15 protein-coding genes and 1 pseudogene are annotated in these 18,630 nt (G+C 60.5%); 6 read left to right on the forward strand and 10 right to left on the reverse strand.

Going from position 1 to position 18,630, the window contains the following annotated elements:
• Positions 1–3: 3 nt before the first annotated feature.
• A complete protein-coding gene (locus P5706_RS06205) occupies positions 4–1,953 on the reverse strand; it encodes an LTA synthase family protein (RefSeq protein ID WP_285678779.1) in 1,950 nt (649 codons plus the stop codon).
• 200 nt (positions 1,954–2,153) lie between these two features.
• On the opposite strand from P5706_RS06205, the gene colR reads away from it, so the two are divergent.
• From colR to P5706_RS06230, 5 genes are all read left to right on the forward strand, one after another.
• Positions 2,154–2,837 (forward strand): two-component system response regulator ColR, encoded by a 684-nt coding sequence (gene colR / locus P5706_RS06210; RefSeq protein ID WP_003175870.1) that lies wholly within the window; start codon positions 2,154–2,156, stop codon positions 2,835–2,837.
• Positions 2,827–4,107, forward strand: coding sequence for a sensor histidine kinase (locus P5706_RS06215; protein ID WP_200432809.1), 1,281 nt, complete (start codon positions 2,827–2,829; stop codon positions 4,105–4,107). The genes colR and P5706_RS06215 overlap by 11 nt, the downstream gene beginning before the upstream one ends.
• A gap of 188 nt (positions 4,108–4,295) precedes the next feature.
• Positions 4,296–4,976 carry a class I SAM-dependent methyltransferase gene (locus tag P5706_RS06220; RefSeq protein ID WP_200432808.1) on the forward strand — a complete coding sequence of 227 codons (681 nt, stop codon included), beginning with the start codon at positions 4,296–4,298 and terminating at the stop codon, positions 4,974–4,976.
• Positions 4,977–4,980: 4 nt separating this feature from the next.
• Positions 4,981–5,700: a lipopolysaccharide kinase InaA family protein gene (locus P5706_RS06225; RefSeq protein ID WP_138813996.1), complete on the forward strand. Its 720-nt coding sequence runs from the start codon at positions 4,981–4,983 to the stop codon at positions 5,698–5,700.
• The gene (locus P5706_RS06230; protein WP_285678780.1) at positions 5,697–5,924 is read left to right on the forward strand and encodes a hypothetical protein; all 228 of its coding nucleotides are present in this window, start codon (positions 5,697–5,699) and stop codon (positions 5,922–5,924) included. Before P5706_RS06225 ends, P5706_RS06230 begins: the two co-directional genes overlap by 4 nt.
• A gap of 53 nt (positions 5,925–5,977) precedes the next feature.
• Here P5706_RS06230 and P5706_RS06235 read toward each other — a convergent pair whose 3' ends face one another.
• From P5706_RS06235 to P5706_RS06245, 3 genes are read right to left on the reverse strand one after another with little or no spacing between them, the layout of a single operon-like run.
• The gene (locus tag P5706_RS06235; RefSeq protein ID WP_285682655.1) at positions 5,978–7,078 is read right to left on the reverse strand and encodes a DUF1513 domain-containing protein; all 1,101 of its coding nucleotides are present in this window, start codon (positions 7,076–7,078) and stop codon (positions 5,978–5,980) included.
• Between the two features lie 2 nt (positions 7,079–7,080).
• On the reverse strand, positions 7,081–8,145 hold the full coding sequence (locus P5706_RS06240) for an imelysin family protein (RefSeq protein WP_200432806.1): 1,065 nt from the start codon (positions 8,143–8,145) through the stop codon (positions 7,081–7,083).
• A gap of 31 nt (positions 8,146–8,176) precedes the next feature.
• Positions 8,177–9,604 (reverse strand): di-heme oxidoreductase family protein, encoded by a 1,428-nt coding sequence (locus P5706_RS06245; RefSeq protein WP_200432805.1) that lies wholly within the window; start codon positions 9,602–9,604, stop codon positions 8,177–8,179.
• Positions 9,605–9,744: 140 nt separating this feature from the next.
• Between P5706_RS06245 and P5706_RS06250 the strand changes: the two genes are divergently transcribed.
• Positions 9,745–10,308, forward strand: a complete 564-nt coding sequence (locus P5706_RS06250; RefSeq protein WP_200432804.1) for an NAD(P)H nitroreductase — start codon at positions 9,745–9,747, stop codon at positions 10,306–10,308.
• A 1,011-nt stretch (positions 10,309–11,319) separates the two neighbouring features.
• On the opposite strand, the gene P5706_RS37130 is transcribed toward P5706_RS06250, so the two are convergent.
• The 6 genes and pseudogenes from P5706_RS37130 to P5706_RS06275 form a co-directional block, all read right to left on the reverse strand.
• A complete protein-coding gene (locus P5706_RS37130; RefSeq protein WP_371318507.1) occupies positions 11,320–12,075 on the reverse strand; it encodes a methyl-accepting chemotaxis protein in 756 nt (251 codons plus the stop codon).
• Between the two features lie 102 nt (positions 12,076–12,177).
• A pseudogene (locus P5706_RS37135) lies at positions 12,178–13,512 on the reverse strand (methyl-accepting chemotaxis protein); the annotation flags it as partial.
• A gap of 85 nt (positions 13,513–13,597) precedes the next feature.
• Complete coding sequence (locus tag P5706_RS06260) at positions 13,598–13,999, reverse strand: YbaN family protein (RefSeq protein ID WP_017139762.1); 402 nt, start codon at positions 13,997–13,999, stop codon at positions 13,598–13,600.
• Between the two features lie 182 nt (positions 14,000–14,181).
• Entirely contained in the window at positions 14,182–14,790 is a 609-nt protein-coding gene (locus P5706_RS06265; protein ID WP_200433064.1) for a biliverdin-producing heme oxygenase, read from the reverse strand.
• 135 nt (positions 14,791–14,925) lie between these two features.
• A complete protein-coding gene (locus P5706_RS06270; protein WP_285678782.1) occupies positions 14,926–17,490 on the reverse strand; it encodes a TonB-dependent receptor in 2,565 nt (854 codons plus the stop codon).
• 116 nt (positions 17,491–17,606) lie between these two features.
• Positions 17,607–18,575 carry a FecR family protein gene (locus tag P5706_RS06275; RefSeq protein ID WP_285678783.1) on the reverse strand — a complete coding sequence of 323 codons (969 nt, stop codon included), beginning with the start codon at positions 18,573–18,575 and terminating at the stop codon, positions 17,607–17,609.
• Positions 18,576–18,630 lie beyond the last annotated feature (55 nt).

Consider the following 18,630-nt stretch of genomic DNA (forward strand, 5'->3'; position numbering starts at 1 on the left):
CCGTCAGCGTAGGCTGATCGTCGGGGGCACTTCCTTCGGCCCCTTCCAGCTCAGCAATTGTTGTGTGTAGCCATAGCTGGCCGCTTGGTAGTAGGTGATTGCGCGTTGGATCAACGGATCATCACTGCCCACGCGTAACTCCTGGCTCTCGCCCAGGGCTTGATCGTGGCGACGCAGGCCCTGGCGTGGGCTTAGAATGGCCAAGTCCTTGCCGTCAAACAGCCCCAGATATTGGTAGTTGCCGACCACCACGCGCGGTGGCAACGGGTTGTCCTGCAACAGGTTGCGGCCGAAAAAGGTCGACTCGTAGCTCAGGTTGATCAGGCCCAGCAAGGTCGGCGCAAGGTCGATCTGGCTGGCCAGTTGTGCGGTTTCCCGGGCTTCGATCAGCTTGGGGGCATAGATGAACAGCGGGATCTGGTAGTTGGTGATCGGCAGGTCTTCCTTGCCTGCGCTGCCGGCGGTGTGGTCGGCGACGAACACGAAAATCGTGTTATCGAACCAGGGTTTCTGGCGTGCCGCTTCGAGGAACTCACCGATAGCGTGGTCGGTGTATTTGACGGCGCCGTCACGGCCTTTACCGGACTTGATATCAATGCGCCCGTCCGGGTAGGTGTAGGGGCGGTGGTTAGACGTGGTCATCAGTTGCAGCAGAAAGGGCTGCTGCTTGGCGTAGTCGGCGTCGGCGAGTTTCAGGGTTTGCCGGTAGAGGTCTTCATCAGCCATGCCCCAGGCGTTCTTAAACGAAATTTCCGCTTCAGGCACACTGCTCTGGTCGACGACCCGATAACCGTTACCGCTGAAAAATGCGTTCATATTGTCGAAGTAACCGCGCCCGCCATAGACGAACACGCTGTCGTAACCGACGGCACCGAGTTGTTGGCCGAGGCTTGCGAAACCGCTTTCACGGCCAATGCGCTTGACGATCGAGCGGCCGGGCGTGGGGGGAATCGCCAATGTGATCGCTTCCAGCCCGCGGTCAGTGCGGGTGCCGGTGGCATAGAAGTTATTGAAGTACAGGCTTTGTTTACGCAGCGCATCGAGGTTGGGCGTCAGGTTGTTCTCATCGCCATTGCTGCCCATGTATTTGGCGCTGAAGCTTTCGATGGTCACCAGCACGATGTTGGGTTTACGCAATGTGCCTGGGTTGTCGATAGTGCGGCGGATATCCAGCGGGTCTGTGCCGATAAAGCGCGCATTGGGTTCGCTGAGTTCTGCGCGCAGTTGTTTGGCGACAACATCGGTTGGCAGGCTTTTGTAGAACTGCGTGTAATCGAGTTCGTTATTGCGAAAGGCGGCAAAAAATTGGTAGGGGCCGTTGCTCGCCAATTCGTTCATATAGGCATTGCCGCCTTGGGCACGCGGGCTGTTCTGGCTGATCAATTGCAAACTGAGACCGGCGGCTACCAATAGGCACAGGGCATTCAGCAAGCGGCCGCGCATTGGCGGGAGCGGGGCGTGCATCGCTGCATTGAACGGCTTGCGCAGGGCCAGGCTCACGACTATCGCCAGCATCGCTAACAAACTGAGCAGCTTGCCGATCGGGTAGGACTCCAGCAGGTTGTTCAACACCTCTTTGGAATACACCAGGTAATCGACGGCGATAAAGTTGAAGCGCACACCGAATTCATCCCAGAACAACCATTCAGCGACCGCAGTGAACAGCATGGCGAAGACGCTAACGGTGAGCACCGCTTGCAGGAACCAGCGGTGGCCGCGACGGCGCCACAGCGCGGGCGGGCACAGCAGCAGGTACAGGCCCAGCGGCAAGGCGGCGTATACCAGAAAGCTCAGGTCATAGAGCAAGCCGACGCCAAACACCGGCAGCAAATTGCCACCGACTTCATCCAGATGGGTGATCAGCAGCACGCTGCGGGTCAGCAGGAAAATCACCAGCCAGGTGGCGGTGACGAGCAGCAGAAAGCGCATAGGCGCTGTTTTGAAAAACCCCATGTCCATATTCCTTATATCGATGGGCGCGATGTTCGACCTGACACTGTAGTTAGATTGTGAAGCTATAGTGAAAAACTTGTTGGAATATGTAATTGGTTGAAAACCTTTATCGACGTGGCTTCAAGGTCTATCCCTGAGCCACACTTGGCCTTAAGCTGCGCGAGCCAACAAGGCCGTTACCGCGTACGGAGACACTGCCCATGCGAATTCTATTGGTTGAAGACAACCGCGATATTCTGGCCAACCTGGCCGATTACCTGGGGCTAAAAGGCTACACCGTGGACTGCGCGCAGGACGGCTTGTCGGGCCTGCACCTGGCCGCCACCGAGCATTACGACCTGATCGTGCTCGACATTATGCTGCCCGGTATCGATGGCTACACCTTGTGCAAACGCCTGCGTGAAGACGCCCGCCGCGACACGCCGGTGATCATGCTCACCGCCCGCGACCAATTGGATGACCGGCTGCAGGGCTTCAAGTCCGGCGCCGATGACTACTTGCTCAAACCGTTTGCCTTGTCCGAGCTGGCCGCGCGCATCGAAGCCGTGCTGCGCCGTGCCCAGGGCGGCGGGCGCCGGGCCCTGCAAGTCGGTGATTTGAGCTACGACCTTGATACCTTGGAGGTGACCCGCGAAGGGCGCCTGCTCAAGCTCAACCCGGTGGGCTTGAAGTTGCTCGCGGTGCTGATGCAAAAAAGCCCGCACGTACTGCGCCGCGAAATCCTCGAAGAAGCCCTGTGGGGCGACGACTGCCCGGACAGCGACAGCCTGCGCAGCCACGTTCACCAATTGCGCCAGGTAATCGATAAACCCTTCGCCAAGCCGTTGCTGCAAACGGTGCACGGTGTGGGTTATCGCCTGGCCGAGGGCCGTGATGGAGTTTAAGCAAAGCCTTGCCCAGCGGATCATCATCGCCTTTGCGTTGATGAGTGCGTTGGTGGCGGGGGCCTTCGCCATGGGCATCGTTGCAACCGTGCACCTGGTGGAAGAAAAGCTGATTTCGGCCGGCCTGGGCGGCGACTTGCAGCGCCTGTTGCTGATGGACAGCGTTGAGGACTGGAGCCACCGGCCCGAGCCCGACCAGCTGTTTTACTTCAGCGGCGGGCCTGGAGATTTCGAGCTACCCAAAGACCTGCGGCACCTGGAGCCGGGGTTTCACGAAGTATTCCGCGAAGCGCTGTCGTACCACGCCATGGTTGAAGTGGTGGATGGCCGACGGTATGTGTTGCTGCAAGACCAAAGCGATTTCGAAGAGCGTGAGCGCGTGCTGTTTGCCGTGGTGCTGGTGGGTTTTGTACTCAGCCTGGCGCTGGCGGTGTTCCTCGGTTGGGTGCTGGCCCGCAAGGTGATGGCACCGGTGGTGCGTCTGGCTCGCCAGGTGCGCCATCGTGACCAATTGCTGGGCTTGGCGCCGCCGCTGGCGCCGGACTACGCCGCCGATGAAGTCGGCGAACTGGCCGTGGCCTTCGATGCCACCCTGGGCCGCCTGCGTGCGGCGTTGTCCCGTGAGCAATTGTTTACCAGCGACGTCAGCCACGAACTGCGCACGCCCTTGATGGTACTGGCCAGCTCCTGCGAACTGCTGCTGGAAAACCCGGCCATTGACCAGCGTGGTCGCAACCAGGTGCTGCGAATCGCCCGCGCGTGTGAAGAAATGCGCGAACTGGTGCAGACCTTCCTGATGCTGGCGCGTGCCCAGCACGATGATTCCGGCATGTCGGCTCAAGTCAACCTGACCCAGGTGGCCGAAGATCTGCTCGGCATCTGGCGCGGCCCCATCGAGCAAAAAGGCCTTGAGCTGATCTATAACCCCGGCAATCCCCTGGACACCCGCTACAACACCACCTTTTTGCACGCGGTGATGGGCAACCTGCTGCGCAATGCGCTGCACTACACCGAGCAAGGCTTTATTCGCCTCACGCTCGAACCGAGCGGCTTTATCGTCGAGGACTCGGGGGTCGGCATTCCCGAGGACAAACGTGAAGCGATGTTCGAGCCGTTTGTGCGCGGCAGCGAGAAACGCGGAGAGGGCCTCGGCCTGGGCTTGTCGCTGGTGCAACGCATCTGCGAGAGCCAGGGCTGGAGCGTCAGCCTGAGCACCATGGAGCCCAACGGCTGCCGTTTTCATGTCGAGTTGAGCCAGGTCAAACCCTGAGGGTGGACCTGGCCGTTATCCTGCCAGAGAACCCGCTAAATCGGCGAAGATGGCCCCATGCTATTGCTTGTATCTGTAAAGTCTTGAAATGTATGGGATTGGACAGGACAAGTTTTTCACAACGGGTTGACCTGTTGATCACAGTTTGCTGCTTAAGGTTGTAGGCATCAGCTACTGGAGATCCGTTGATGTCTACCCCGATCAAGCTCGATTTTTCCGAAAAGTACGACGATCAGCACGCGCAGAATTATTTGCTCAAGCATCAGGACAATCTGGCTCGCCGGCTGTCCCACAAACGCGACGAGCAATTGGCGCGCGGCGCGTTGGCCATGGCTGGCGAGCCGGGCCTGGTGCTGGACCTGCCTTGCGGTGCCGGGCGGTTCTGGCCATTGTTGGCGGAGAAGCCCAACCGTGTGATTATCGGGGCCGACAATTCGGCCTCTATGTTGAAAGTCGCCACCATCGCTCAACCGGCGGAGGTGGTGAAGCGGGTACGGCCTTTGCAGACATCAGCCTTTGATATCGATTTACCTGATAACTCGGTCGACAGTATTTTCTGCATGCGCTTGATGCACCACATTGGTGATCCGGCGCACAGGTTGGCAATTCTGAAGGAGTTTCAGCGGGTTACCCGCGACAGCGTGATTATTTCGCTGTGGGTGGATGGCAATTTCAAGGCTTGGAAACGCAAACGCGCCGAAGCCAAACGTCGCAAGAAAGGTGAGCAGGAAGGTTACCAAAACCGGTTTGTGTTACCGGCTGCTACTGTCGAGGCAGAATTTGAGCAAGCCGGTTTCCGGGTCCAGGAATCCCTGGACTTCATGCCGCTCTACGCCATGTGGCGAGTCTATGTATTGCGTAAGAGGTAACAGGATGGCAGTTGAGTGCGTATCAGGCAGTCACGTAGCTCCCGAAGAACGATTTGATTTTTTCTGGCGCCAGCAGGGCGAATGGGTCGAGGAACCCAACCGCCGACGCGGTGGTGAAAGCGGTGTGCAGCGGGTGGTCAGCCCTAATGGCCGCTTGCTCTACAGCAAGCGCCAGACCGGGCATATCTACCGCAGTTGGCTTCACCCATTTGGCCGCCCGACCGTGTTGCGCGAACGTGACGCCCTCAAAGGCCTGCGTTCGCTGGATGTACGCGTACCGGAACTGGTGTTCTGCGGCGCGCGCCGTGACCCCGAGCACCAATGGAAAGCCTTGTTGGTGACGGCGTCCCTCGACGGTTTCGATGAGATCGAAAACTGGTACGCCGCCGGCGGTCGTGAGCAGTACGGCGAGTTGGTTCACGAGCGCATGCTAAAGGAATTGGCGGGCACCCTGGCGCGTATGCACAAGGGCCGCTGGCAACATGGTTGCCTGTACATCAAGCACATTTTTGTACGCGTGACCGGCGAAGGCGACTCGGCCAACGTGGAAGTGGCGCTGCTGGATTTCGAGAAGTGCCGCCAGCGCTTGACCGCTTATCGGGCCGCTTCCCATGACATGCTGCAACTGCGTCGCCATTCGTCGTGGAGCAGTGCCGATTGGGAAAAACTCAGCTACTTTTACGAGACGGCGTTTGGCAGCGCTATCAAGGGTTTAAGTAGATGAAGCTAGAAATAGCACGAGGTGTGTTCCTGGTCGGCGCTTTGGGCATTGCAGCCCTGGCGCTGGCTGCGTGGGAACAACCTCGCACACAAGTGCTCAGTGCGGTGCAGGGCAGCGGGCAATGCCTGCTGCCACGCGTTGCCAAGGCCAGTATGGCGGCCAAGCCGGATCATGATTTGCTGTTGTTCATGTTCGGCATGTCCCAAGGGATGAGGCCGCAGAGTTGAAAAGATTCCACCCCCGACAAAAGGGCCTTGCGATGCGAGGCCCTTTTTTTGTCTCAAATTATCAGGTGCAGATGGTTATCCCAAAGCCCGGAAGGCAACTCCAACGGCTTGGCCACCAACTGCGGCTGGCGGCAATCGTAGAAGCGGCAACGGCCTTGGCCTGAGGTGACGACAAAGCCGTCCGCCACCGCGCCTACACCGGCGCAGTCGGGCAACGGCCCATCCAGACGCAGCGCACCGCTGTCCATGTCCCAGATAAAAAACCGATTACCCCGAGGCGCTGTCAGTGCGACCAGACGCAGTTCGCTGTGTACGGCGACGCTGGCGGTGTAATGCCCCATGGCCTGCAGTTGCTCATCGGCCACCGGGAATGCCACGAATGACTGCCCTGGGCGTTTGATCGCGAGCAACTCGGAGCGCTCCTGGGACGGCCCCATGAACTGCTGCCCGGTGAGGATGGTGCCATCGCTGGCAATCCCCATATGCCGCACGCTGTTCATCTGTTGGCCCAGGGTTTCCTTGCTGATCAGGCTGCCGTCGCGGTGCATCAGCACCAGGCTCGGTTCCATGGCGTTGAGGTTCATCTCCACACGGCTTTCTGCTTCGGTGCGAATGCCGCCGTTGGCCACCACCAGGGTTTCGCCGTCGGGCATCCACGACACCTGATGCGGGCCGATGCCATGGGTGGGGATTTCGCCACTGTGCACCAGCCGCTCGCCTTCGAACTTGTACACACCGAGCAGTCCACGGCCGGGGTCGGAGGTGTCGTTCTCGGTGGCGTACAGCCAGTCGCCGCTTTTGTGGATGACCGCGTGGCCATAGAAATGGCGGTTAGCGTTGGACGTGATGGTTTGCAGCAGCGTGCCATTACGCAGGTCGATCAGGTAACTCTCGGTGCCCGGGCGACGGGCAACGAACAGTGCAATCGGCTGTGTCGGGTGGTTGATGATGTCATGGCAGCGCTGGCCGACCTGGGTGGCAAACACTTGCGTGCCGTCCAGGCGAAAACCCACGGCATAGTGTTTGCCGTCCGCATCATCGCGGGCCGACAGCAGCAGCGGCCCCTGCTTTTTTTGCTTGAACAGCGTCCAGCCACCCAACGTCAGTGCGCTGAGCAGCACACTGCCAACCGCCAAAGCCTGTCGCCTGAGCATCATCAGTCACCGTCGTTGGCGTTAAAGCCCAGTTGGATGCCCAGCGCCTTGGCCAGATCACCTTCGTGCAGGCGATGGACGACGTTGAGGCTGTCGTAAATGTCGTTAAGTTGCTGGCGCCCGGCATCGTCGGCCAACAATTCGTTGAGCGTGCGCTGGTTGCTGGCGAACAGTTTGAGCGAGGCGGCGTAAGCGGCGTCGATCTTGTCGGCCAATGGCTTCTGCTCGGACGGCAACAGGCCGCGCAGGCCCTTGTTGTCGACGCCCACCCACACAGTCTGCGCTGCCGCAAGGCTAGCTTGCAGGCTTTGCAGGGACGACTGGCTGCGCCAGGCATCGGCCTGGAACGGCTGCGCAATACCCTTCGTCTGGCGGCCCATCGGCGTGCCGAGTTTTTTCTTCAAGGTATCCAGTGCGGTGACCTGCACGCGCAGCAGATCAGCGATGGCCTCGTGGGAATCGGCGTAGCGCTGGTTAGGGAACTTGGTCATCTGCGCGAGCATGCCGTCGGTGCTGTTCCAGCTTGCCAGGATCTCTTCGGCCAGGGTTTTCTGGCGCTCACCAATGGCCACCAACAGCGGGCAGTAACGGGCTTTCTGGGCGTCGTCGGCGACGTCGGGCTTGGCGTCGTAGAGGATGTATTCGTAGGCCGACAGGCCTTGCACCACCACGCTGGACTTGGCCAGGGCGGCGCCGTCGATCTGCGGCTGGGCGCTGACCAGTTGTTCGACCTGGCGGCCCACCAGGTTTTTCTTGTCCGGCCAGAACTGCACTTGCCACGAGCGGTTGCCTTCGGCCAGCGGGCCGATCAGCAGCGGTTGCAGTTCAGCCCAGGCTTTTTGCGCGTGCAGGAAGTCGGCGCGGGCCGTCTCCAGGCTTTCCTTGCCCTGGCAGTAGGCGAGGGCGCTGACGGCCAGTTGGCGGTCGGCTTCAACCCAGCGGCTGTAAGTGGGCAAGATCACTTGCTTGGCGATGGCCGCCGAGGTCACCGCTTGCGGGTCCTGGGGCGAGCAGGCGCCGAGGGCAAGGGCGGCAAGGCTAGTGAACAGCAACTTGGGACGGAACATGTCGAGCTCCCTTCTGTAAGTGTGGCAATGCTTATAAAGAATTCAGGAACGCCAGCAACGCAGCACGCTGCTCGGCATTAAAAGACAACACATGCTGCTGCGCCGCCTGTGCTTCACCGCCATGCCAGAGCACGGCCTCGAGCAGGTTGCGGGCGCGGCCGTCATGCAAAAACTGGGTATGACCACTTACGGCCTGCGTCAGGCCAATGCCCCACAACGGCGGCGTACGCCAGTCGCGGCCGCCGGCCTTGAACTCGCTGCGGTGGTCGGCCAGGCCTTCGCCCATGTCGTGCAACAGCAGGTCGCTGTAAGGGCGAATCACTTGGTTGGCCAATTCAGGTTCGGCGGCTGCGGCGGCCGTGGTGAACGTCGGCTTATGGCAACCCTGGCAACCGGCCTGGTAGAACAGGTTTTTGCCGGCAAGCACCTGCGGCGTGTTGACGCCACGGCGCGCCGGCACGGCGAGGTTGCGGGTGTAGAACAGCACCAGGCGCAGGATGTTATCGCTGACTTCCGGCTCGCCATCGGGGCCATTGCCGTTGGGCGCCTGTTTGCAGGCGACTTGGGCATCGGTGCAGTCATCAAAGGGTCTCAGGGACGTGGTGAGACCCATATCACCAGAAAACGCGTGAACATTTTGTTGATTGAGGTTGGGCTGCCCGGCTTTCCAGCCAAAACGCCCGAGTACGGTTTGTTGCTGCGCGTCATCCCAGACCCAATTGGCGCGACCGACGAGGGCTTCCTTGTCGGCGGTTTTCGCGTCGGTGTTGCGCAGAATATCGGCGTCGCTGATGGCTTCGAGCAGACCCAGGCCGATCATCGGTGGCGCAATCCGCGCCGAGAAAAGTGTTTCGGGATGCATCGGGCCGTAGCCCAACTGGGTGATTTGCAGGTTTGGCTTGCGCAACTCGACCACGCTGCCGTCCTTGAAGGTCACGTTGACGGGCGTGTAGTCGACCCGCACTTTGCCTTCAGGCGCTACGCCCGGCACGGCCATGTCCTGCAGTTGCCCACCGTAGACGGGCTCGGGCACCACGCCGATCTGCTCGATGAGCCGGGCATCGACAGGCGCAGGCGGGATCGACAGGCGCACCAGCATCGACACCGCATTCGGCGCGTCGGGCAGCGGCGGATGGCCGCGGCCGTCCTTGATATGGCAGTTCTGGCAAGCATTGGTGTTGAACAGCGGGCCAAGGCCATCACGCGCGGTGGTGGTGGACGGTGCAATCACCCAGGGGCTGCGAAAGAAGCTGTTGCCGACGCTGAAATCCAGACGGCGGGTGGGTGCCAGGTTGGCCGAGGGCAGGGAAAACGCATTCTGGTCGCGCTTGTTCACCGTCGTCGCGCCGCCCGCCCGTGATTCACCTGGCTCAGCCTTGGTAAACCTGGGGGCGTCATCGCAGGCAGTCAGGCTCAAGGCCAGCAATGCTGCGCACAGACGAAGAGGGGAACGGAACATCGAGTTTCCTGCGGCTAAGGCGAAAAATAAAGTCGCAAAGTCTAACAGGGCAGGGCGGATTGAATAAGAGCAATTATCGTTTGGTGGAATCCGATTCATTCCCGCTAGAATGACCGCACATTTTTTTCTGGAGGTGGCCAATGCAGGCTCTCGACGCTTTGCTCAACCGTGTTTCCGTGCCGCGTCTGCTGGAACCGGCGCCGACCCAGGAGCAGCGCGATGTGCTGTTCGCCGCCGCCATGCGCGCGCCCGACCATGGTCAACTGCGCCCATGGCGCTTTCTCACCGTAGAAGGCGTCGCCCGTGAGCAGATGGGTACGCTGCTGGCCGAAGCTGCACGCCTGCAGGACGCTGATGCGCCGCAAGCCGCTATCGACAAGGCTCAGAATGGGCCGCTGCGTGCGCCGTTGGTGGTGGTGGTGATTGCCCGCCTGCAAGAACACTTTAAAGTGCCTAAATCCGAGCAGTTGCTGGCGGCTGCGTGTGCGGCCCACGGTATTTTGCTGGCGGCTTATGCACAGGGGATTGGGGCGGTGTGGCGTACCGGTGAGTTGTCCTATTCGGCCCATGTGGCTAAAGGCTTGGGGCTGACGGCGGATGAGGAGGTGATTGGCTTCCTCTATTTGGGTACGCCGCAGAACCCGCCGCGTACGGCGGCTAAGGAAGATGTGGCGGCGTTTGTTCAGGCTTGGACTGGCCTCTGAATTGGCGCGGGTGTGATTTTTGTGGTTTGCCTAGCGATTAGTCGGTTGGTGTGCATATCCGTTGCTGCGGTAACGGCTACTTAGGGTTCCGCCCTTACGGCGGCTCACTTTTGGAAAGACCCAAAAGTAAGCAAAAGGTCTTCGCCCCACCACTTGGTGCCTCGCTTAGGCTCGGCATGCCCTCACTCCGGCTTGAATCCGTGGGCCGCCGCGATGGGCCATCCTTGGCCCAGCGCGGCTAACCCGGCGTCCTGCCGGGTTACCCACGGATTCAAGCCTGCGTTCGGCCATCGTGGTTAACGGGGCGTCTCAGATCAAAATCAAGATCTACAGCACGGCGGCCTGAAAGCCGACCTGAGTGGTTGAATCAAAAGCTAAAGCGGATTTGCATACACTGAAGAGCTGCTTTTCTGTGGGAGCTGGCTTGCCTGCGATGCAGACACCTCGGTACATCAGGCACACCGAGTTGATGCCATCGCAGGCAAGCCAGCTCCCACCTTTGACCGAGTATGGCTTTGCTGTTGCTCTGCTGTTGCTCTGCTGTTGCTCTGCTGTTGCTGTTGCTGTTGCTGTTGCTCTGGCCCTTACATCCTTTTCGATGACGAAGTCAGCGGTCTTTTGATCTGCGCTTTTGATCTTGATCTTGATCTGAAATCGCCCCGTTAAACACGATGGCCGGAATCTGACAGGGATTTGGGGGGTAAACCGGCAGGGATGCCGGTTTAGCCGCGCTGGGCCAAGGATGGCCCATCGCGGCGGCCCCCCAAATCACTGACGGATTGCGGGCATGCCGAGCCATAGCGAGGCACCGAGTGTTGGGGCGAAGACTTTTTGGTTACTTTTGTGTCTTTACAAAAGTGACCCGCTGTAAGAGCGGAACCCTACTCAGCCGTTACCGCAGCAACGGATATGTACACGGCCTAACATCACTCACAGATGCATCGGCTGACCCACCGCTATCGCAGGCAAGCCAGCTCCAACACGGGATCTTCATTGTTTTGAAAATCGGGTTTATACCTTGAACTGATCCATCAACTTCATCTGCTGGGTCGCCAGCGCATTCAGTTGGCTGCTAATGGCCGCCGACTCGGTGGCCTGGCCGGTGAGGGTTTCGGTCACGGTGCGGATCGCCGAAACGTTGCGGTTGACCTCTTCGGCCACGGCGCTCTGTTGTTCGGCCGCGCTGGCGATCTGCAGGTTCATGTCGCTGATCACTGTTACCGCGTCACTGATCTTGCCCAGCGCCTGCACCGCTTGATGGATCTGCCCGGCATTGCTCTGGGCCTGGTGCTGGCTGGAATGCATGGTCGCTACCACGCCACGGGTGCCGCTCTGGATGCGTTCGATCACCAGGCGAATTTCTTCTACTGAGTCCTGGGTACGTTTGGCCAGGTTGCGCACCTCGTCGGCCACTACCGCAAACCCACGCCCGCTTTCCCCGGCGCGTGCGGCTTCGATGGCGGCGTTCAGCGCCAGCAGGTTGGTCTGTTCGGCAATGCTGCGGATCACTTCGAGCACCGAGCCGATCTGTTCGCTGTTGACCGCCAGCGCTTCAACTTCGGTCACGGCCTTGCTGACTTCTTCGGCCAAGGTGGTGATGTCGCGGGTGCTCTGCTCGATGATCGACATGCCGTCGCGCGCCGACTGGTCCGCGCCACGGGCGGCGCTGGCAGCGTTGGAGGCGCTGTTGGCCACATCATGGGCGGTGGCGCTCATCTCGTTGGAGGCAGTGGCCACCTGGTCGATCTCGCGGAACTGCACCTGCATGCCTTCGCTGGTCTGGCGGGCAATGGCTGAGGACTGGTCCGCCGTGCCACGCGCTTCGGTGATGCTCTGCTTGATCTGCGCAATGGTCGGTTGCAGCTTGTCGAGGAAGCGGTTGAACCAGTTTGCCAACTCGCCCAGTTCGTCCTTCTTGGCGTAGGCCAGGCGCTGGGTGAGGTCGCCTTCGCCGCTGGCGATGTTCTTGAGCATCGCCGCAACGGTGTTGATCGGGCGGGTCACGCCGGTGGCGGTCAGCCAGATCAGCAGCAGGCCGAGCAGGGCAGCGGCGGCGCCGACCAGCAAGGCTTTGAGCGTGGAGGCATTTTGAGCTTTATCGAGTATGCCTTGCAGTTTCAAAGCGTCGGCGAGCATGACGTCCTTGGGCAGCTTGATCACCACGCCCCAGGATTTGGCCTCGGCAATCGGTTTGACTGGATACACGGCGCGAATCGTGTCGTCCTGTTCGCGGATCATGCGCGTGTCACTGGCCAGTAGTTGCACGATGTCTTTGCCTTCGGCGCCGATGGTGTCAATCAGGTTTTTACCGACCTTGTCCGGCTGGCCACTGAAGGCCGCAATCAGGCCGGTACTGGAAAGAATTTCCAGGTAGCCGGCACCGTTGAACAGGTCTTTTTGCGCCGCGTCGGTGGCGGCTTGCAAGGCATTCAAGGCCTGGTCGATACCGACCACACCAATGACTTTGCCATCAACGATCAGCGGCAGCGAAATAGTGGTCATCAGCACTTGCTTGCCGGCCACTTCATCGGAATACGGGTCGAGCAGGCACACCGTGCGCGTGTCTCGTGGGCAGGTGTACCAGATGTTGTAGGGCGTGCCGCTGAGGTTGAGAGTCGTTTTGGTCAGGTCATCCTCGACCATCACGGTGTTCAGGCCTTCGCCGCCAGCGCGGCTCCAGTAACTGGAGAAACGGCCTTTTTCATTGGAGACGCGGGTTTTGTCGTTGACGAAGTCGCTGTCTTTGCCATCCAGGCCATTGGGTTCGAATGACAGCCAGATGCCCAGTACCTTGCTGTTGCGCTCAAAGGCGGTTTTGACACTCTGGTTGAGCTCTTCTCGCAATGCGCCGGGCTCCAGCGCTCGTTTGTTGGCAAGGGCACGCAGGTCTTTGACGTGATCGGCCAGCGCGGTTATCACTACCAGGCTTTCGCCAAAGGTTTTCTGCAGTTGCACGGCTTGTTCGCCGGCCTTGGCCTGCAACAGGTTCTGCACGCTGTTAGTGAGCATTCGCGAGCTTGAATCACTGACCAGGCGGTTGTTCTGATCGGCCTCGTAGAGGTTGATGCCGACGATCAGCGCGATTACCCCCAAGAGGCAAAGGCCCGACAGCAGCACGATTTTCAAGCGGATGGAGAGGGTGTCGAACATAGGTTCACTCGCGATTGGACTTGTTGAAATGCAAGCAGGGCGAGCCAAGTCCATTCGGCGCTATGTCCGGAACATCGGCGTAACGGGATGTTTCATGAGGGAAAGGCGATGAGCGGTAGGAAAAGGACTACGCGCCGCGTTATACGGGGGCTGCAAGCCGTTCCGGGCGTGACCAGATCCACAGGTTGCCCAGGCTCATCCCGGCAATCGCCAGGTAGATCGGCCAGCCGTGATCGAGCATTACCAACATCAGCACGGCGCACAGCAGCATGCTCACGGTGGCGCTGACTTTGGCCCGGCGCGCGATGATCTTGCCATTGCGCCAGTTGAACAGAATCGGCCCGAACAACCGGTGGTTTTCCAGCCAGGCGCTCAGGCGCGGCGAGCTTTTAGTCGCCGCCCAGGCGGCCAGCAGGATGAATTCGGTGGTGGGCAAACCCGGTATGACAATCGCCACCAACCCAATACCCAGGCTGACGTAGGCCAGCAGGCCGAAGAGCAGTTGGGCGATTTTTGAGGTGGATTGGGTTTTGCCGGTCATGCTGAAGTTTATCTGTTGGGGGGTTACACATTATTCGAACTGAAATCCGCTCAAATGTGGGAGCTGGCTTGTGTGGGAGCTGGCTTGCCTGCGATGCGGTCACCTCGGTCTACCTGTCAGACCGAGTCGATGCTATCGCAGGCAAGCCAGCTCCCACACAAGCCAGCGCCCATCGTGGCCTGTTACGCCAGTTCAGGAGCGCTAGCGTACGCCTGTTCCAGCAGTACGGTGAAGCGCACAAACGCATCGATTGCACCTTTCTCCACGGCTGCTTCTTCTTCGGCGTTGAATTCCAGGCCGTCGAGGGTACGGGTGAAGCTCTTCCAGCCTTCCGCGCGGCCACCGGCCGGCTCGCCGAGGTGACGGGCACCGAAGGTTTCGCTCAGGCCCAGGCCCACAGCGCGCTTGATCAGGAACGCCGCGCCCAGCTTGGAGCCTTCGGACACGAACAACCAGCCCAGGGCTTCGGCTTTGCTCGGGTTCTTCACGGCGCCGGCAACCGGTGCAGGCACTTCGGTTTCCAGGTCGGCGAGGTCCAGCTTGGCGGCGTCGGCGCGGCAGCGTGCGGCCAGGTCCGGGACAATCTTGATCAGCTCGGGGTCGTTGTACAGCGCCACCAGTTCCGACTGGAACAGGTACTGCGCCACCACAAAACGCGCGAAATTGGCTGGGGTTTCAAATGGCGCGTGGGCTTTGACCAGCGCGTCGAGCTTGGTGTGTGGCTCGTTGGTGATCTGGTTCAGGCGCTGGGAGCGCAGGCTTGGGCGTTCTGCGGTAGGAGAAGCGGTCATCGAAAAAATCCTTGAGAAGGGGAGCGCCTGGGTGCTCTAAAGAGAGCTGTTATCAACTAGACGAACAAGAAGACGCGGCACAGTAAAAAAACCTCACCTCGCCGCTGATAAAGGGCGGCGAGGTGAGGGCGGCTGTCAGATGTCCCAGATCAGGTTGATCGCGAAGTTGCGACCCGGCTGGGTCAGGCGGTCGAGGTTGGCCGGCGCGGTCACGCCCGCTTCGCCGACGGCGTCGTAGCTGCGCACGTCATCCCAGTTCCAGTACTTCTTGTCGGTGAGGTTGTAGAGGCCGCCGTTGATGGTCACGTCGTTGGTGACTTTGTAGAAACCGGTGAGGTCGACAATGCCAAAGCCTGGGGTCTTGAACGGAGCGCTTGTGCTGCCATCCGGTGCGTGGAAGGTGGTGCTGTCGACACGGTTCTGTTTCTTCACCAGCGTCCAGCTGACCAGCGCGCCGTATTGCTCTTGCTCGTAGCCCAGGCCGAATACGCCTTTAAGCGGGTTGACGCTGTTGAGCGGCTCGCCGTTGTCGTCGTTGCGGCCGTAGGTGTAGCCCACCGAACCCTGGGTGTAGAGGCCTTGCGGCGCACCGAACGCGTCGAGGTTCAGGCGGCCTTTGGCCTCAATCCCCTTGATGGTGGCGTGCTTGATGTTGTTGGCTTCGAAGGTTTGGATATCGCCGCCGGCGACCGAGGCGTCTTCGTCGATAAAGTCGCGGTACTTGTTGTAGAACACCGCGATGTCGAAGGAGCCCTCATCGAACTGGCCACGAATCCCGGTCTCGATGCCCTTGCTGGTTTCCGGCTTGAGGTTCGGGTTTGGCTCGACGGTGTAGCCCAGGTTGAGGTTTTCAAAGCGGCCATACAGCGCCTTGGCCGACGGGGTGCGGAAGCCCTCGGCGTATTGGCCGAACCAGGTGTACTGATCGGTCAGCGCATAGGTCAGGCCGAATTTTGGCGTGACGCGGTGCCAGATTTTTTCTTTGTCGCTGACCGGGTAGGCGCCGGTCGGGTTCACGGTGTTGAGGAATTCCTGGGTCAGCTTGGGCTTGAGCCGGGTGTAGTCATAACGCACGGCAGGCAGGAAGGTCCATTTGTCCCAGCTGATCTGGTCCTGGGCGAACAGCGAGTAGGTGTTGATGGTCGGGTCCGGGAAGTCGCTGGACTTTTTCACGCTGTCGCCGGCAGACGGGCTGGGCGCGCCGATCGCCGTGCAGCCTGAGCCGACGGCGAGGCAGTAGGCCGAGCCTTCGCGCGAGCCGCTGACTTTCTGCTGCTTGAGGGTGGTGCCGTAAGTCACTTGGTGATCGGTTTCACCGAGGCTGAACGCCTTGTCCAGCTGTGCGTCGAACACCCACTGTTTTTCTTCGTACAGGGTGTCACGGGTACGCATGACGCGACGACCTGCTTGGTAGATTTCGGCGGTGGTCTGGTCGGTCTTGGCGATCTGGTAATTAAGGCTGGTCTTGATCTGATCGGCAATCGGCGAGTCGAGGGCGAAGCGGTTTTCGATGCCGAAGCGTTCACGGGTGATGGTGTCGTTACCCGAGCGAGCGCGGTACAGATTCATTCCGCGACCACCGATGAACGGGCCACCGACCGCGTTCTTCAAGTCGACATCGCGATCATCCTTGAACTTCTCGTAGGTCAATCCCAGCCGATTGTCATCGCCATAATTCCAGCCCATTTTCGCCAGGATATTGGTGGTGCGCGCATCTTCCGGGTTGGCGCCGGTGCGGGCCAGGCCGGTGGCGTTGTTGCCGTCGTAGGACTCCATTTCATGACCATTGCGCTGGCTCAAGTGCAGCAAGCCGTCGAAGTCCTGCACGCGGCCGGCGACGGTGCCGGAGGTCAGCCAGCTGTCGTCGGCGGAGCTGTAGCCGGTTTTGAGGCGGGCGCCGACGTCCTGGCCGGGCTTGATGATGTCGTCCGGGTCGAGGGTGAAGTAGCTCACCGCGCCGCCGATGGCGCTACTGCCGTACAGGGCCGAGGCTGGGCCGCGCAGGATCTCGACGCGCTTGACGATTTCCGGGTCGACGTAGTTACGACGGGTCTTGGCGTAAGGGCCGTTGAAGAAGTTGTCCGGCACTTCCACGCCGTCCACTTGAGTGAGGATGCGGTCGCCGTCGATGCCGCGGATGTTGTAGCCGGCGTTGCTGGCGCGGGTGCCTGCGCCGCCGACCGACACGTTGGGCTCGTAACGCACCAGTTCACGGATGGTGTTCACGTTCTGGCGGTCCAGTTCCTCACGTGCATGCACGGTGACGGTGCTTGGCACGCTGTTGACGTCCTGCTCACTGCGGGTGGCGCTGATGGTCACCTGTTGCAGGTTGAGCGTGCTGCCGGCCGGGCGCTTTTCCAGCACGATGTTGTTATTGCCCAGTTTGCGGTAGCTCAGGTTGGTGCCCAGCAACAGCCGGTCCAGGGCTTTCTCCGGCGAAAGTGCGCCGCGCACGCCAGGGGACGACACACCCTGGCCGAGTTCTGCCGGCAGGCCGACTTGCCAACCGGTCACGCTGGTAAAGGCATTCAACGCCGACACCAAGGGCTGCTGTTCGATACTGAAGCTGTAATTGCCGTGGCTGCGCGCGGCAGGTTCGGCGGCAGTGGCGGCCATCACCGGCGCGCTGGCCAGCAGGATGGCGGCGGTCAGCAAGGACAGGACGGGCGAAGAGGACCGGCGGTTGAAACGAGAGGACATCGAGAGCGCTCCGGGGATACGAATCTTATAGTTGCGAACCGAATCAAATAGGAATCAGTTGCATTGGCTATAACGAGACGAACCACCGGTTACTATCGAGTAAAAATAATTCTCATTTAGTTCAAGATGACCAGCGCCGGGTATTCGGAGAGCTTGGCCGAGGTGATGTGCGCCAGGGAGCGCACCACATCCAGCGGTTGGTCGAGGCGGTAATTGCCGGTAACGGCCACGCTTGCGAGCCTGTCGTTGGTGTTGACGATCCAGCCGGGGTAATAGCGACGCAACTCGGCGAGCACTTCGCTCATCGGGCAGTTTTCGAATACCAGGCGGCCCTGGACCCACGCCAAGTCTTTACTGGCATCCAGTTTGGCCGGTTGGCCGAAGCCTTTGGGGCCGATGCGGATACTCTCTCCGGCGCTCAGACGCACGCGGGCATCGTCGAAGGTGTTGCTCAAGTCGACGTCACCGCGCTGCACCTGCACCTGGGCTTCGCCATTGAGGTAGCGCACGGCGAAGTCGGTGTCGCGCACGCTGGCGCGCACCGGGCCGGCGTCAATCTCCAGCGGCAGGCCACGGCTGGGCGCCACCTCAAAAAAAGCTTCGCCCTGGAACAGTCGGGCGACGCGCTGGTGGTCCTTGATGCTGCTGGAAAACGCCGAGTTGGTGTTGAGCAACACTTTTGAGCCGTCATCCAATTGCAGGCGCTGGCGTTCACCGACGACGGTGAGGTGGTCCGCTTGCAGGCGTACCGGCAGGTTGCTGAAGCTGAACAGGCCGATCAGCAGCACAGCGGCGGTAGCCAGGGGTTTCCAATGCGGCTTGATACGTCGCCACGCGCTGGGTTTGCGCGGCACTGCCAGGGCCACTGCGGCGCTGTGTACTGGCGCGCCGCCCCAGGCAGCCTGGGCCTTGCTGAAGGCGAGCAGGTGCGCCGGGTCGCTGGCAAGCCACGCATCGAACTCGGCTTGTTGCCCGGGTTGCGGGCATTGCAAGGCGATCAGCCAATCGAGGGCTTGGTCCATGGCCGTGTCTTGCAACACCTCATGAGCCAGCTCATGGGGGCGCAGTTTATTCGGGTCCGTCACGGTGTTCCTCGGGTCTTCGCCACGTTCTATTCATCGTTCCTACAGGCAGTGTCGA

This window comes from Pseudomonas sp. ChxA (genome assembly GCF_030263855.1).
Lineage (GTDB): Bacteria > Pseudomonadota > Gammaproteobacteria > Pseudomonadales > Pseudomonadaceae > Aquipseudomonas > Aquipseudomonas fluorescens_CB.